A 16,174-nucleotide genomic window follows, 5' to 3' on the forward strand; every position below is an offset into this window, starting at 1 on the left:
AAAGCTATTTGTTTACCATAAAACAAGGTAAAAGTAAATATGTCAATACCACTACTTGAATATTCACCAAGTTCCCAAAACCAACGGGTAGAAGGTTACGAAGTCCCCAACGAAGATACCCCAACTATTTATCGCTTATCTGCTGCGGTTGACGATAAAGATATTGATGCGATTATCTGGGCAGCTTATCGGCAAATTTTCAGCGAACAACTCATTATCAAAAGCAATCGCCAAACCTTCTTAGAATCTCAATTGCGGAATCGGGCAATTAACATCCGGGATTTCATTCGCGGCTTGGGCAAATCTGAAGTTTACCGCACCCAAGTAGCAGATATTAACTCCAACTACCGCTTAGTAGACATCACCTTAAAGCGGTTTTTGGGGCGGGCTGCCTATAACAAAGATGAAGAAATTGCCTGGTCAATTGTCATTGCCACCAAAGGTTTACACGGGTTTATTGACGCATTGCTAGACAGCGACGAATATCAGCAGAACTTTGGAGATGATATCGTACCTTACCAACGCCGTCGCTTCAAAGACAGACCCTTTAACTTAGTTAATCCACGCTACAACAGTTACTGGCGCGATCGTCAAACCCTCAACTACCTAGGTGGTCGTTCCTTCTACAGCGCCCGCACCACAGGTTATGCCAGCAAAGAAGAAATTCGGCGCGTAATTCCTAGCAACTTCTTAGCAATGGCTGGGAACATAATTACCAACGAACGTAATTATCAACGTATAACCGCGACCGTTGTCTCCCAAATTAGAGATATGAATATCCCCGACAACAGCCGTGAAGGTGGTACTCCCCAACCAACAGTTAAACCCACAGCCGTTGCCTTACCTTACCGTTATCTTCCTGGCACTAAGACAACCTGAGTAGTCAGTCGTCAAAAGTCAGTATTAACAAATGACAAAGGACAAATGACAAAGGACAAACCCTAAAACTATGGCAATACCTTTACTAGAATACAAACCCAGCTCTCAAAACCAGCGCGTCCCAGGTTACGAAATCCCCAACGAAAATACCCCCAGACCTTATCGCATCGAAAACTGTGCTAGTGATGGCGATGTTCAGGAATTAATTTGGGCAGCTTATCGTCAATTATTTAGCGAACATGAAATTTTAAAATTTCATCGCCAAGGCAATTTAGAGTCTCAGGTAAAAAATCGCGCCATTACTGTACGTGACTTTATTCGCGGTTTAGCCAAATCTGAAGCCTTTCGGGGTTTAGTCATCGAGACAAATTCTAACTACCGTTTAGTAGAAATTGCCCTGAAACGCTTTTTAGGTCGTGCGCCTTATAATAAAGACGAAGAGATTGCTTGGTCAATCAAAATAGCAACAGCTGGTTGGGATGGTTTTGTTGACGCTTTAATTGACTCAGAAGAATATCTCACCAACTTTGGCGAAAACATCGTTCCTTTCCAACGCCGCCGCTATAAAGATAGACCCTTCAACCTAGTTACCCCCCGCTACGGTAACTACTGGCGCGACAAGCTAGAAGATGCTCGCTACAAAGAAGGAGACATCAAAAACTTCTTGGCTTTGGCTAACTCCCTCAGCATCAGACAAGTTACTTACACGCCAGTTAACCTCACTAACATCAAAATTCCCGACACCACCAGAGAAACCGTACCCCAAGGTATCCCGGTATCGATTAGTTCCAGTGCTAACTTCCCCGTGCGCTAAGGGCTGTTTTTCAGTGGTTTGATAAAAGTATAAGAAGGATATAAGCTCTGCAAAAGCTAACTCATAACCTTCTAAATGTTTTTCCGTCGAGTTACCAAATCATCAAGAGCAAGTAACTCATACCAATTGGAACAATCATGGGTTTCAAATCCAAAATGGTAAAAACGGACTAATTATAAGATGCCAACTTTATTCTTAAGGCGGTCTTTAGTATGGCATTACCTTTACTTGAATACAAACCCACAACTCAAAATCAAAGAGTTAGTAGTTTTGGTGCGGCAGATACCAACGAAGATACACCTTATATCTACCGTACAGAAATCGCCAACTCTCCTAGCGAAATTGAAAGACTCATTTGGGCAGCTTATCGCCAAGTCTTCAACGAGCAGGAAATTCTGAAATTTAACCGCCAAATTGCCTTAGAAACCCAACTTAAAAATCGGTCAATCACGGTTAAAGATTTTATCCGAGGTTTGGCTAAATCAGAGCGATTTTATCAGCTAGTAGTCACACCCAATAATAACTATCGGCTGGTAGAAATGTGTTTAAAACGGTTGTTAGGTCGCTCTCCTTACAATCGTGAAGAAGAAATAGCTTGGTCTATTCAAATTGCTACTCGTGGTTGGCATGGATTTGTGGATGCTTTGATTGACAGTGAAGAATATACCGAAGCCTTTGGTGACTACACTGTACCTTATCAGCGCAAACGTATGACTGTAGACCGACCATTCAGCTTTACTCCCCGCTATGGTGCTGACTATCGAGAACGCGCAGGTATTGTGAAAGGTGGCGGTTATCGCTCCTTATCATCTCTACCTAGTCAAAATGTTGATGGGGCTGCACTATTAGGTGTACTGCTTGTAGTGTCCGCAGGAATAACTTTCTTGTTGGTACTAAATTGGCTAGGAATTCATACTGGGTTCTAACCGAATGCGGGACAATAGATAAAGCATGAGTGAGGATTTGAGTCATCAAACCTCCTCATTAATCACCAGCTAAATCTCTGTGTAATCTTTTAATAAGAGGAAGAAATCAGCATGGCATTGCCATTACTTGAATACAAACCCAGCAGTCAAAACCACCGTGTTAAAAGCTTTGGTATTGCTGACCAAAACGAAAATACACCATATATCTATCGCATAGAAGATGTCAGTTCTTATACTGATATCCAAAACATCATTTGGGCAGCTTACCGCCAAGTTTTCAGCGAACATGAAATTCTTAAGTTCAACCGCCAAGTAACTTTAGAATCTCAGCTGAAAACTGGCGCGATTTCTGTACGTGACTTTATCCGTGGTTTAGCAAAATCTGAAGCCTTCTATCGTTTGGTTGTTTCTGTCAACAATAACTACCGTTTAGTTGACATCACCCTCAAACGTTTATTAGGTCGTTCTTCTTACAACAAAGAAGAAGAAATCGCTTGGTCAATTGTCATTGCTACCAAAGGTTTTGGCGGCTTTGTTGATGCTATTTTAGACAGCGAAGAATACAATCAAGCCTTTGGTGAGAACACTGTCCCCTACCAACGCAAACGCTTGGCAGGCCGTCCTCACAACTTGGTGACACCTCGCTACGGCGAAGACTTCCAAGAAAAAGCAGGTACAGTTCAAACCGACTGGCGCTTTACCTTGGAAAAATTCTATACCCGCAAGTTCCAAGAAAAACGTCTGGCCGAAGGCGACCCACGCAAATATGCAGATTTGGCAGCAGCAATCAATCCTAGCGGTAACTATGCTCAAAGAATATCATCCTTTGATATTGATTATCTAGCCGCAGTGCCTTACCGTGGTGGTAACAGACGCTAAGATTAAAAATTTAGTAGTCTAAAATTTTATACTGGGTCTAGTTTTTGCGTTGATGTAATAACCAACAACTGATATGTAGTTGGATGTTGCATTGAGTGGAAGCTAGACCCAGTAGCTTTGAATAGTATTGTCTCGAAAAATGCAATAATAGCTATACCGTAATGTCTAGCACCATGTCCCCAAGGTTTGCAATTGAGGGGTTAGGTCTGTTTTTTATCGTTTACTCAGCAAGGAACTAGTGTAGTTTCGATTGTTCTGGTGTGTTCTGGAAATTGTCAAATTACTAACATTCAACACAGGTGGAAATTTATTACTTTGTTCTACCTCTAAGCTAATCTATGAAAGTTTACTGTACAAATCCTAACTGCCGCGCCCCAGAAAATGATATTCCTGATGAATTTCGTTCCGCTAAAGGTAAACAGAAATTTTGTAGTAATTGTGGAATGCGACTTGTTTTAAAGACTCGCTACTTAGCTTTAGAACAAATCGGCAGTGGAGGATTTGGTCGAACTTTTCGCGCCTGGGATTCTCATTTAGAACATGAGTGTTTAATTAAGCAATTACGATTAACAAATACATCTAATCTCCCTTGGACACCTGCACAGTTACAATACATTCAAAATTCTTTTAAAAGAGAAGCACAAGCATTACGCCATTTAAACCATTCGCAAATACCTAGATTATGGGATTTTTTTGAAATTTCTGCTCCACATCCAGATGACTCTGAAGCAGTAGGAGAAGCAAATCAAATATTATTTTATTTGGTACAAGATTATATTCTTGGTAGTAATCTACGACAAATCAAAAACGAACAATGGTCAGAAACTGAAGTTGTCGATCTCTTGCAACAAATTTTGCCGATTTTAGATTATATTCATAATCTACCAAATGTGATTTTAATCCATAGAGATATTAAACCAGAAAATATCATTCTTACACAAAATAGAGTACCTTATCTTATAGATTTTGGGGCTGTAAAACAAGCGATCGCAGGTGTACCCGCAGAACAATCTATCGCCATATCAACTCCTGGATATGCTTCGCCAGAACAACGAGCAGGTTTAGCTGTCTCTCCATCTTCAGATTTATATTCTCTTGCAGCAACTTGTGTGTGCTTACTAACTTGGAAAAATCCAGAAAACTTGCGATTTGGAGATATATGGAATTGGAGAAATTATGTTTCTATTAGCGACCAACTAGCAACAATTTTAGATACTATGCTCTCGCCTGGAATCAGTTATCGGTTTCAGTCAGCGCGTCAAGTAATGGAAGTTTTAGACAATAAAACAATATCGGCCTCAACCTCAATACCAAAACCAGTATTTACTCAGAAACAGTCCTTACAAACAGCGTCGCAAAATTCATTTCCTCACCAAAATCAGCAACTATTGATCCAGAGAAATTCTTTACAAACAGTTCTGCAAAACTCATTTACTAATTCAAATCAACAGTTACTTCAACATGAACAGACTTTAATAAATTTGCCCCAAAAATCATTATTACCGTCAGTAAATTTATGGAAAAAATTACTTATATTGTGTTTTGGTAGTGGAATCATCGGATTAGGTATTTGGGCATATTTTTCCTTACAGACTAAGATGCTTTGTATTGAAGATTCGCGCTTTAGTTGTGGAGAAAGACAGTTGATACGCTCACCTCTAGGTTTAGGAGATAATATAGATTTTCAAAAAGGCATAACAGCTTTTCAAAATCAAGATTATGATCAAGCAATTTCTAGCTTTTCTAAATATCTAGATAACCTTAATCATAAAAATGATCCTGAAGCTAGAATTTATTTAAATAATGCCAGGGCAGCTAAAAGCAATAACTTTATTAAAATATCGGTATGTGTGCCTATAGATAGTGACAATGGACTGGCTAAAGAAATTTTACGGGGTGTAGCCATTATTCAAAATAACATTAATACCCAAGTAAATAAACTAATAAATGGCAAAATGTTACTTGTTCAAATTTGTAAAGATGAACATCGAACAGATACCGCGCAAAAAGTTGCTAAACAAATGGTTGAACAAGATAAACAAACTTTAGGCGTTATCGGGCATAACTCTAGTTTGATTACTTTATCGGCTGCAAAAGTTTACAGTAATAAAATATATGGAGATGAGAGATTAGTGAGTATTTCCCCTACTAGTACGGCTGTTAGGGGAACTAAGTTTAATCAATCTGAAATGTTTGAAATTAATGAGTTTGTTTTTCGGACATCTCCAAATGATGATAAAACAGCCGAAGTTCTCAGCGATTATATTTTGAGAAAGAAACGTTATAGAGGAGCAATTTTTCTAAATAGTAAAGAGCCTTATAGTCAATCTTTTAGTCAAACTTTTATTCAAAGATTTAATAAAACTTTTGGAACGCAGGGAAAGATTGTCAATCAATGTGATTTAGCAGGAGAACAATTTAAGAGTATATCTCAATGTTTAGAAGCTGTTAAACAAAGTAATGCTGACTTTATTCTTCTGACGATAAGTGATGATATATTACAACAGGAAATTGCGAGAATACTGAGAAGTAGCGGAGATGTAATTATTTTAGGCGGAGATACATCGTATGTTAATAGCTCACAAATTAGTGAAATTTCCTACGGTAAGTTAGTCGTTGCTGTTCCTTGGCATAGAAGTAATAATAGTTTATCTGTAATAGAGAAAGAATCTCTGCAACTTTGGGGAACTAAAAAAATTAGCTATGCAAGTGCAATGGCGTATGATGCAACTCAAGCACTTGTGGAAGGTTTAAAGAGAAGTGGGAATAATTTAACCCGTAAACGTTTATATGAAGAACTCAGTAAGCCTAATTTTGTAGTGGAAGGCGCTCAAACCAAAGTAAGGTTTGATCAGAATCACGATCGCCTAGTTAACGAGCAAAACATTCAAGGCTTAGTTATCTTGGTTTCACCTAAAGATGGTGAGTTTCAAGTAATTAAATAAAAAGGGACGTTGGTAAGGTATGAGTAGCTCATACTTCTCACACAAAAATAGGACGCGGAGAAAGGAGAGTTTGAGAAGTTTTTTGCGTAGTCCTAAAAAAATAAAATTAGATATGCACTGCATACCTAATTCTAGATTTGGAAAATATTAAATTGAGTGACAATAATTAACCAAATCTACCGCTAACGTAATCGCGGGTATCTTCTTGCTTCGGATTATTGAAAATTACTTCTGTCGCGTCATATTCTACGAGATAACCGATACGTCCGCCTGATTCTGTAGGACGTACATTGAAAAAGGCTGTTTTATCAGAAACCCGCGCCGCTTGCTGCATATTGTGGGTAACAATCACAATTGTATATTGCTCTTTCAGTTCATGAATTAGCTCTTCAACCCGCAATGTAGAGATCGGATCAAGCGCCGAGCATGGTTCATCCATTAAGATGATTTCTGGTTGAACTGCGATCGCTCTGGCAATACACAATCTTTGTTGTTGTCCACCAGATAAAGAAGAACCACTTTGACGGAGTTTATCTTTAACTTCATCCCACAAAGCTGCTTGACGCAAACTCCGTTCGACTAATTCATCCATATTACCTTTGTAGCCATTAATTTTGGCTCCGAAAGCAATATTGTCATAAATTGATTTGGGGAATGGGTTTGGTCTTTGAAACACCATCCCAATGCGGCGACGCACTTCTACCGGGTCAATATCAGGTGCGTATAAGTTTTTACCGTAATAAAAAACCTTTCCTTCGGCTCTAAATGAATCAATTAAGTCGTTGAGACGGTTATAGCATCTGAGTAATGTGCTTTTACCACAGCCAGAAGGGCCAATAAAGGCTGTCACCTTATTTCTGGGGATATCTAGCCAAATGTTCTTTAATGCTAAGTACTTGCCGTAATAAACATTCAGTTCTTCTGTACGTAATACGGTATCTGTGCTATTTGCTGTACTAATGTTAGTAGCCATAAAAGGTCTAATGTAAGTTTTTGGGATGGCAATGCAACTTTGCTATTCAGTTACTAGACGGAGCTTTTTGGTATCAATAAAGCACCCATCATCAACAGGCTTCTTGATTTCCGACTTCCGCATTTTTGGACTATGATTTTTGGCGAGTTGCCCAGCGAGCAATAATACTGGTAATTAAAACCATTAGCACCAAGATTAAAGATGCAGCCCAAGCTAATGACTGCCAATTTTTAAACGGAGAAATGGCAAAGTTAAAAACCAAAACAGCTAAAGAAGCAGTGGGTTTAAATAAGCTATTTGGCCAGAAGGTAGAAAATAAAGCAGTAAATAACAAAGGTGCTGTTTCACCAGCAGCCCTGGCGATCGCTAACGTTGATCCAGTTACAATAGCTGGTAGTGCAGCAGGCAATACGACCTGTGTAACAGTTTGAAAGTTAGTCGCACCTAAACCTACAGATGCTTGTCGTAAATCCTGCGATACTAGCTGTAAAGCTTCATCAGTTGTTTTCACAATAATTGGCAACATCAAAATTGCCAAAGCAAATCCTCCGCCAATCGCTGAATATGAGCCTAAATTCAGCCTTACTAACGTTAAAACTACAATTCCATAAGCGAATACCCCGGCAATAATCGAAGGTACTCCACTCAAGACGTTCGTAGCAAAACGTACCCACCTAGCTATTATACCAGAACTAAACTCAGTTAGATAGATAGCTGCAATCACACCGAAAGGAATGCTGATTAACGCTGCAATTCCCACCATCAGCAAAGTCCCCACAATCGCATTCCCAAAACCACCACCTGGACGAAGAGGTGCGGGTGGCAGTTCTGTAAATATGCTGAGGTTGAGACTACTAAATCCTCGAATTAAAACGTAAGAAAGTACTGCTATTAAAGGCACTAATGCCAAAACTCCGCAGAGAATTGCCACCCCAGTCATCACTGTATTGAACAGCGTCCGAGGAGACATAGCACTACGAGTTAAACTTCTTTCTTGATAATGAGAAGTCATAAAATTAACCCAAAACTAATCTACACTCGCTTGACTCGAATAACGATCAACTCTGCCAAAATATTGACAATCAAAGTTAAGACAAATAAAACTAAAGCAGCGTACATTAAAGCTGCAACTTGCAAACCACTGGCTTCTGCAAATTGATTGGCTAACAAAGAAGAAATTGTGTTGGCTGGTGCGAATAGCGATGCACTAATTTTGTTGGAGTTACCAATCAACATCGTCACCGCCATTGTCTCTCCCATCGCCCGACCGAGTGCTAACATCACAGCACTCACGATTCCCGAAAAAGCCGCAGGAATCAAAACTTGAAAAATCGTTTCCCACCTTGTTGCGCCCAAACCGATAGATGCTTGACGTAAAGTAGATGGAACAGAAATCAAAGCATCTCTAGAAATTGCAGTGATAATTGGCAAAGTCATAATAGCCAAGATGATCCCCGCAGGCAACATCCCCGGCCCTGTAGGAGAAGTGCTGAACAGTGGTAGCCAACCAAAGTAAGCATTCAACCATTTACCGACATTGTTTAAAATTGGGATTAAGACAAAAATTCCCCAGACTCCATAAACAACGCTGGGAATTGCTGCCAGCAGTTCTACCAAGAACACCAGCACAACTCTAGCTTGGGAGGGCAGAAAATTTTCACTCAATAAAACCGCAGTCCCAACACCAATGGGTACAGCAATGAGTAACCCAATCAAAGAACTAACTATAGTTCCATAAACTTGAGGTAGTACTCCATACTCATCCTTCACGGGGTTCCAAGTGCTTTGTGCTAAAAAGCCAACACCAAACTTTTGAATGGCAGGCCAAGCACCAATGGCAACCTGTATCGCAATCCATAATAAAGTTGCTGCCACCGCTAGGGCAAACACCCTAGTCAGTAAAATAAAACTCCGGTCTAAAGACCTACCGAGTTCGGAACGCTCTTTAATTGCTGATGACAAATTTTGAGAATTTGTAGCCATGAATACTGACTTTATAGATGAAATCAGAGAAAAATGTGAGAGCAAACCAGCTTAGTGACATGACTTTGAGAACTTGAGACATCAACAAGTCATTCTTAATAAAAGAAATTTGTGATTCTAATATTAATTCAAGCAATTTTTGACTATCGATGCCTCACTAGTATTAGTGATTTTTGAATGCTATTTACTAGCACTAGTACTACTACCACTAACTGCAATTTTGTAATCTGGACTAATTTGGTCAGCCGCAGTTGCTACTTTCTGCACAACGTTTTGTGGTAAAGGCACATAACCCAATTCGGGAGCCAATTTTTGACCTTCAGTTAAACCATACTCAATCATAGCTTCGACTGCTTTAGCTTTAGCAGGATCAGCATATTTCTTGTAAGCCATAATCCAAGAGTAGGTAACAATGGGATAAGAGTCTGCACCTTCTGGGTCGGTGATAAAGGCACGCAAGTTTTCAGGTAAAGTTACTGCTTCTAAGGTTTTGGCTGCTGATTCTTCTGTAGGTACAACAAATTTGCCACCTTTGTTTTCTAAAGCAGCATATTTAAGTTGATTTTGTTTTGCATAACCATACTCAACGTAACCAATAGAGCCTTGAGTTTGTTGAATTTGGGCGGTTACACCTTCATTACCTTTACCACCAACACCGACTGGCCAGTTAACTGTTTTGCCATCACCAATTTTAGTTTTCCATTCGGGACTGATGGTGCTGAGGTGTTTGGTAAATACGCCAGTAGTTCCGCTACCATCAGAGCGATGTACAACTGTAATTGCTTGGTCTGGTAATTTAGCGTCTGGGTTGGCTGCTTTGATTTTGGGGTCGTTCCAGGTTTTGATTTTGCCTAATAAGATATCGGTGTAAACTGCCCGTGGTAATTTGAGTTCAGCAACATCTGGCAAGTTATAAGCAAGAACAATGCTACCGGCTGTCATTGGTAACAAAATTACGCCTTTATCTTGAGGCACTTTCTGAATTTCGTCATCTTTCATTGCCACATCGCTGGCACCAAAATCAACAGTACCTTTGATGAACTGCTCAACCCCAGCACCGCTACCCACAGATTGATAATTAACTTGTAAACTGGGATATTTTTTGTTTAATTCAGTGAACCAAGTTGTATACAATGGCGCTGGAAAAGAAGCGCCTGCACCGATTAATTCTACGTTACCGCCAAGATCCAATTTAGCAGGGCTGGAGGCTGTAGCATCTTGAGCCGTACCACTAGGTGTTTCTTTGGTAGCAGAACTGTCAGAACCTTGCTGTCCGCCACAAGCAGCTAGACTTAATGTCAGTAATAACACTGCTGTTGAAGAGGCTAATCGGTTATTTTTGATTACATTTAGTCGTGAGCGCATCGGTGTTAATTTTCAGTAACTTTCCAGGTTAGCGCCTCTACGATAATCCTAAAGGAGCGATGTATAGGTAAACGGAAGGTTAAGAGCAAGAAAAAAAGTGTATTATTTTAACTAAATTTTACAATTCTCTCACTTTGTGAATTGATAAAATTTATACTTTACCTTGTTTGAAGTTACAGATGAGCCTGAATAAAGCTAATACAGATTTATGAACAACGCTTTGACAGTAGAAAGCGTTATACCGCTTATATTACTACTTATTCAACTACCAGCCACGGCAATTTTACTGTCGCGTCTTTTGAAGGGGCCGGGAAGATTACCGCCAATTCAACCCCAACAGCCTACACCAGACATTTTTGGTAATGTCAGCGTTGTGATTCCGACATTAAACGAAGCTGGTCGGATTTCTCCTTTATTATCGGGCTTGAGTCAGCAAAGTTATGAAGTGCGAGAAATTATTGTTGTAGACAGTAATTCCCAAGATGGAACTCCTGATTTAGTCAAAGCTGCACAGCAAAAAGATCCTCGCTTTCGTGTGATGACAGATGATCCCCTACCGACTAATTGGGTGGGTCGTCCTTGGGCTTTACACAATGGCTTTTTGCATAGTTCTGAGGATAGTGAGTGGTTTTTGGGGATGGATGCGGATACTCAACCACATCCGGGTTTGGTGGCGGGTTTAGTCAAAACCGCCGTCGCCCAAGGCTATGATTTGGTGTCGTTATCACCCCAGTTTATTCTTCAGTATCCTGGTGAGTGTTTATTGCAACCAGCTTTATTGATGACATTGCTGTATCGCTTCGACCCGGCAGGAATTAGAACTGAACAACCAGAAAGGGTAATGGCTAATGGTCAATGCTTTCTCTGCCGTCGTTCTGTGTTAGCGGCTGTGGGTGGCTATAGCAGTGCTAGTAGTTCTTTTTGTGATGATGTGACTTTGGCACGGTATATTGCGGCACAAGGATACAATGTAGGCTTTTTAGATGGTGCAAAGGTGCTGAAGGTGCGAATGTATGAAGGGGCGCTGGAAACTTGGAAGGAATGGGGGCGCAGCCTTGATTTGAAAGACGCATCCAATTCTGGGCAAATTTGGGGAGATTTATGGCTACTTTCGGCAGTTCAGGGTTTACCCTTGCTAATTTTACTAACTTACTTGATTGTTCTGCCTGTGCCTGTCTCGCTGCCGCAGATTTTATTACTGGGGTTAAATGGATTTTTGCTGCTGATTCGCTTTGCTATGTTACTAGCGATCGCACCATCTTATAATCGCCAAACGGCTAAAGGTGGCTGGTTATTCTGGCTGTCTCCTTTAGCAGATCCCATCGCCGTCTTACGGATCTTTCTCTCTGCATCCCGCACCCCTAAAGAATGGCGGGGACGGAAGTATGGTGCGTGAGGGGAGTGGGGAGTGGGGAATGGGGAGTGGGGAATGGGGAGTGGGGAGTGGGGAGTTTGATTAGACAAGGTAGACAAGGTGCTGAGTGCTGAGTGGAAGTAGACAAGGTAGAAATATTGCTTCCTTGTCTCCCTTGTCTTCCTTGTCTCCCCTGCCCCCTCCCACCCTTGCCCCCTCCCACCCCTGCCCCCATCTACCCCTACTCCTCCTCACCTCCCACGCGATCGCCGCGTTCCAGTTCCCAGAGAATCTGATTACCTTCACGGCGGACTCGTGACACAATCCAGTTCCGCCAGCGCCATTGATCCCCGCGACTAGTGACGGCGCTGGCGTGGACATCCATTAAGTCTGCTAATTCAGAACTAGTAATTAGATAGCCTTTTTCAGCAATTTCATCAGCGATGCGGAGAGTTTCAACTAAGTTGCGGAGTTGTTCAACCCGGATTCCAGGCGTTGTTGTGTCAATTGCGGCCGCATTCTGTGCGGTGGATGGTTCCATAGCTGTTTTGTCTGATGCAGATGTAATGGGTTCCGACTTTTCTTTGTTAATTATTGTCGAGTTTGCCTTATATTGAGAAACTTCCGCTACCTTTAGTTCATGAGAACTAGGTAAAGTTTTGTGAGCATTGGTAGAAGATAATTCTTTGAGTGCAGGGACTTTACCAGCAGCAAAACTCCGGGCGATCGCATCACAGCGTTCGTTACCGACGTTACCCGCATGACCACGAACATGCTGCCAAGTAACTTGACGGGTATTTAATTCATCTAAAATTTCCAACAGGTCTTGATTTTGTACGGGATTACCATCGGCTTTTTTCCAGCCTTTTTTCTTCCAGTTTTTCACCCATTTGGTAACACAGTTGATGAGATATTCACTATCGGTATAAAGGGTGATGGGTTGGGATTGTTTTGAGGCATGGAAATATTTTAAGGCAGCGATCGCCGCTTGCATCTCCATTTTATTATTTGTTGTATGGGAGGCTGTATCACCCATTTCGTGAACTCCCCCATCCTGGAAATAAACTACAACACCCCAACCACCAGGGCCAGGATTCCCAGTACAAGCGCCATCAGTATATATACTTTGAATTATGCTTTGACTAGACATGATAAAGATATTGAAACCGCATGGTTACGTAGAGGTGACAAAAAATTTAGCGGCAAAAGATGGGTAGCAATATATATGTTACTGACGGAAAAAGCAAGTATTTTTGGGAAGGGGCTAGTCTTTGGGGGGGACAAGGGGGACAAGGGAGACAAGGGGGACAAGGAAGCAATATTTCTACCTTGTCTAATCCAACTCAGCACTCAGCATCTTCTCTACCTTGTCTAACCCAACTCAGCACTCAGCACTCAGCACTCAGCACTTTAATAAACTAGCGATCGCTTTTACCAATGCGTCAGGATCAACTGGTTTGGGTATGTGTAACTGGAAGCCGGCGGTGAGTGCTTGTTGTTGGTTAATTTCGCCAGCGTAGGCTGTGAGGGCGATCGCGGGGACATTTCCGCCTTGTGCGGGTGTAAGCTGGCGGATCTGGCGAATTAGCATATAACCATCTACGTCGGGCATTCCAATATCACTAATTAAAATATCTGGTAATGACTGCGACAGTTCAGCGAGGGCGGCGGTGGCGGATGTGACGGCGGTAACAGCCACACCATAATCATGCAAAATAAATGTGATTAAGTCGCGGATATCTGGTTCGTCATCCACCATTAAAACTTTGATATCAGAAAGATTACCAAACTCAGATTCACTTGTTAAAGATTCATTTTCTTGTCGTCTGACTGGTTCGTTAATCACAATCAAAGGTATCCTCACTGTAAAAATAGCACCCAACCCTTCACCGGGACTGTCTGCTTTGACTGTACCACCGTGCATTTCTACGACTTGACGGACAATCGCCAGTCCTAAACCCAAGCCGCCAAATTTACGAGTTGTTGTACCATCTGCTTGGCGAAAGTAATCAAACACATAAGGCAAAAATTCTGGTGAAATACCTTTACCTGTATCACTGACTTGTATTTGTGCTTGATGATCAATTTCTTTAACTTGAATTTCTACCTGTCCAGCATTTGGGGTAAATTTCACGGCGTTGGAAAGTAAATTCCACATCACTTGTTGTAAGCGATTAGCATCACCCATAACTTGCCCGATATTAGGGTCAAATATGGTGTGAATTTGAATCGATTTAGCTTCTGCTGCCAAGCGTACTGTTTCTAAGGCAGCTTGCACAACCATTACTAAACTGACGGGACAGACATTTAAGCTTAATTTTCCTTGGAGGATGCGCGAAACATCTAATAAATCTTCGATTAACTGGGTTTGTAATTTGGCGTTGCGTTCAATTGTTTCTAAAGCTTGTTTTGTAGTTTCTTCATCAAATTTGCGATTTCGCAGCAATTTCGCCCAACCTAAAATCGGGTTGAGTGGCGTTCGCAATTCATGGGAGAGAACAGCAAGAAATTCATCTTTGATGCGGTTGGCGATTTCTGCTTCTTGACGGGCGATGCGTTCAGTTTGTAAAAGTCGATCGCGTTCTTGTTCGGCGCGTTTGCGATCGCTAATATCTAAAACAAAAGCCACACCCCGATCTTGACAGTCAGTTAACAAGGCTATCCCTAAAACCACCGCTACCCGTTTACCGTTGCGTTGGACATATTCTTTTTCGTAAATCTGCGAAACTCCGCTAACTTGGACATCTGCAAGAGCGCGATCATCTAAATCTAGATATTCTGGTGGTGTGAGTTCTCGCCAGTCAATTTTCCCGACAACCGCAAACTCATCACGGGTATAACCAACTAACTGTAAATAAGCATCGTTAGCATCAGTGATAAAACCTTCCGTATTCCAAAACGCCACCCCAACCAAGTTAGACTCAAACAAGCGGCGGAATCTGGCTTCACTTTCCCGTAATGACTGTTCTACTTTTTTATGGGCGGTGATATCACGGGAAACGACAATTACACCTTCAATGCTTTGGGTGTGATTGCGTAGGGGTGTAAGAATATATTCGTAGTCACGCAATCCTTCAATTGTCACTAATTGACATTCATCTTTAATTGGTTCCCCAGAAATGATCACCGCTTGTTGCTGAATTTCCACCTGTTCAACAAAATCATTAGGTAAATTCAACTCTCGCAATGTTTTACCCACAACTTCCTGCGGTTGAAAACCTAAGATAGCCGCGCCACCGTGACTAATATACCTATGGCGACCAGCGCGATCGAATATACAAATATGATCTACAGAGGTAGCCAGAATCGCATTTAACAAATTGGCTTGTTCTTGGACTTGGCTAGTTAATTGACGGGTGTTTTCTTCTGTTTGCTTCCGCCCAGTAATATCCAGACATACGCCAAACATCCGCGTCGCCTGTCCTTGCTTGTCATAGTAAAATTTTCCTTGAGAAGAAATCCAATGCAAACTTTGGTCAGGCCAAATAACGCGAAATTCGTCTTTATAGTTAGTTTTATTGGTTAAGGCAGTGGTAATATTTGTTGTGACAGATTGTCTATCTTCAGGATGCACACAAGCTAAAAAAGCCGCGTAAGTATTTTCAAAGCTACCTGGAGTTAAACCAAACAGCAGTTCATGACTTTCTGACCAAATTAATTTATCAGGCAAAATATTCCAATCCCAAAAACCCATCCAAGCAGCATCAATAGCCAGTCTCAAGAGTTGTTCGCTTTCTTGCAAGGCGACTTCAATTTGTTGTCGTTCCGCTTTTTCTTGCTGGAGTTGTTGCAGCGTTAATGCTATATCTGCCTGATGATCAGAATTAATCCTGGCTGTTGTCAGTTTTGTTTGTAGTTCAGTTAATTGCGCCTCTAATGCAACCTGCTGACATTGATATTTAATTTCTAATTCTTCCAACTCTGCAACACGCTGCCGTAAAGCTGCTAATTCATCTTGATCATGGTCTGGCATGTTGAAAACCACTTGCAATAAACAATCTCAGTTGAACCGGCAGAGGCCCTATCTTTGGAATGAGTATGGATTTTTTTGGTGAA

At 41.3% G+C, this 16,174-nt stretch carries 12 protein-coding genes; 6 read left to right on the forward strand and 6 right to left on the reverse strand.

Going from position 1 to position 16,174, the window contains the following annotated elements; genetic code table 11:
• Positions 1-39 precede the first annotated feature (39 nt).
• From H6G77_RS14695 to H6G77_RS14715, 5 genes are all read left to right on the forward strand, one after another.
• A complete protein-coding gene (locus H6G77_RS14695; RefSeq protein ID WP_190589762.1) occupies positions 40-879 on the forward strand; it encodes a phycobilisome rod-core linker polypeptide in 840 nt (279 codons plus the stop codon).
• 70 nt (positions 880-949) lie between these two features.
• Positions 950-1,693: a phycobilisome rod-core linker polypeptide gene (locus tag H6G77_RS14700; RefSeq protein WP_190589761.1), complete on the forward strand. Its 744-nt coding sequence runs from the start codon at positions 950-952 to the stop codon at positions 1,691-1,693.
• A 212-nt stretch (positions 1,694-1,905) separates the two neighbouring features.
• Positions 1,906-2,619, forward strand: a complete 714-nt coding sequence (locus tag H6G77_RS14705) for a phycobilisome rod-core linker polypeptide (RefSeq protein ID WP_190589760.1) — start codon at positions 1,906-1,908, stop codon at positions 2,617-2,619.
• Positions 2,620-2,730: 111 nt separating this feature from the next.
• Positions 2,731-3,498: a phycobilisome rod-core linker polypeptide gene (locus tag H6G77_RS14710; RefSeq protein WP_190589759.1), complete on the forward strand. Its 768-nt coding sequence runs from the start codon at positions 2,731-2,733 to the stop codon at positions 3,496-3,498.
• Between the two features lie 338 nt (positions 3,499-3,836).
• The gene (locus H6G77_RS14715; protein ID WP_190871928.1) at positions 3,837-6,443 is read left to right on the forward strand and encodes a bifunctional serine/threonine-protein kinase/ABC transporter substrate-binding protein; all 2,607 of its coding nucleotides are present in this window, start codon (positions 3,837-3,839) and stop codon (positions 6,441-6,443) included.
• 166 nt (positions 6,444-6,609) lie between these two features.
• Here the strand turns inward: H6G77_RS14715 and pstB are convergent, their stop codons facing one another.
• The 4 genes from pstB to pstS form a co-directional block, all read right to left on the reverse strand.
• Positions 6,610-7,416 (reverse strand): phosphate ABC transporter ATP-binding protein PstB, encoded by an 807-nt coding sequence (pstB, locus tag H6G77_RS14720; protein ID WP_190589757.1) that lies wholly within the window; start codon positions 7,414-7,416, stop codon positions 6,610-6,612.
• Between the two features lie 130 nt (positions 7,417-7,546).
• Positions 7,547-8,428 (reverse strand): phosphate ABC transporter permease PstA, encoded by an 882-nt coding sequence (gene pstA / locus H6G77_RS14725; RefSeq protein ID WP_190589756.1) that lies wholly within the window; start codon positions 8,426-8,428, stop codon positions 7,547-7,549.
• A 20-nt stretch (positions 8,429-8,448) separates the two neighbouring features.
• Complete coding sequence (gene pstC / locus H6G77_RS14730) at positions 8,449-9,399, reverse strand: phosphate ABC transporter permease subunit PstC (RefSeq protein ID WP_190589755.1); 951 nt, start codon at positions 9,397-9,399, stop codon at positions 8,449-8,451.
• A gap of 180 nt (positions 9,400-9,579) precedes the next feature.
• Positions 9,580-10,764: a phosphate ABC transporter substrate-binding protein PstS gene (pstS, locus tag H6G77_RS14735; protein ID WP_190871929.1), complete on the reverse strand. Its 1,185-nt coding sequence runs from the start codon at positions 10,762-10,764 to the stop codon at positions 9,580-9,582.
• A 208-nt stretch (positions 10,765-10,972) separates the two neighbouring features.
• Here pstS and cruG point away from each other — a divergent pair, with 208 nt between their 5' ends.
• The gene (gene cruG, locus H6G77_RS14740) at positions 10,973-12,160 is read left to right on the forward strand and encodes a 2'-O-glycosyltransferase CruG (RefSeq protein ID WP_190589753.1); all 1,188 of its coding nucleotides are present in this window, start codon (positions 10,973-10,975) and stop codon (positions 12,158-12,160) included.
• A gap of 199 nt (positions 12,161-12,359) precedes the next feature.
• On the opposite strand, the gene rnhA is transcribed toward cruG, so the two are convergent.
• Positions 12,360-13,268, reverse strand: a complete 909-nt coding sequence (gene rnhA / locus H6G77_RS14745) for a ribonuclease HI (RefSeq protein ID WP_190871930.1) — start codon at positions 13,266-13,268, stop codon at positions 12,360-12,362.
• Positions 13,269-13,520: 252 nt separating this feature from the next.
• A complete protein-coding gene (locus H6G77_RS14750; protein WP_190871931.1) occupies positions 13,521-16,091 on the reverse strand; it encodes a PAS domain S-box protein in 2,571 nt (856 codons plus the stop codon).
• Positions 16,092-16,174 lie beyond the last annotated feature (83 nt).

Source organism: Aulosira sp. FACHB-615, assembly GCF_014698045.1.
Taxonomy (GTDB): Bacteria; Cyanobacteriota; Cyanobacteriia; order Cyanobacteriales; family Nostocaceae; genus Nostoc_B.

Coding starts and splice junctions, on each gene's coding strand:
- H6G77_RS14695 (WP_190589762.1), top strand. CDS start 40: ATGTCAATACCACTACTTGAATATTCACCAAGTTCCCAAAACCAACGG.
- H6G77_RS14700 (WP_190589761.1), top strand. CDS start 950: ATGGCAATACCTTTACTAGAATACAAACCCAGCTCTCAAAACCAGCGC.
- H6G77_RS14705 (WP_190589760.1), top strand. CDS start 1,906: ATGGCATTACCTTTACTTGAATACAAACCCACAACTCAAAATCAAAGA.
- H6G77_RS14710 (WP_190589759.1), top strand. CDS start 2,731: ATGGCATTGCCATTACTTGAATACAAACCCAGCAGTCAAAACCACCGT.
- H6G77_RS14715 (WP_190871928.1), top strand. CDS start 3,837: ATGAAAGTTTACTGTACAAATCCTAACTGCCGCGCCCCAGAAAATGAT.
- pstB (WP_190589757.1), bottom strand. CDS start 7,416: ATGGCTACTAACATTAGTACAGCAAATAGCACAGATACCGTATTACGT.
- pstA (WP_190589756.1), bottom strand. CDS start 8,428: ATGACTTCTCATTATCAAGAAAGAAGTTTAACTCGTAGTGCTATGTCT.
- pstC (WP_190589755.1), bottom strand. CDS start 9,399: ATGGCTACAAATTCTCAAAATTTGTCATCAGCAATTAAAGAGCGTTCC.
- pstS (WP_190871929.1), bottom strand. CDS start 10,764: ATGCGCTCACGACTAAATGTAATCAAAAATAACCGATTAGCCTCTTCA.
- cruG (WP_190589753.1), top strand. CDS start 10,973: ATGAACAACGCTTTGACAGTAGAAAGCGTTATACCGCTTATATTACTA.
- rnhA (WP_190871930.1), bottom strand. CDS start 13,268: ATGTCTAGTCAAAGCATAATTCAAAGTATATATACTGATGGCGCTTGT.
- H6G77_RS14750 (WP_190871931.1), bottom strand. CDS start 16,091: ATGCCAGACCATGATCAAGATGAATTAGCAGCTTTACGGCAGCGTGTT.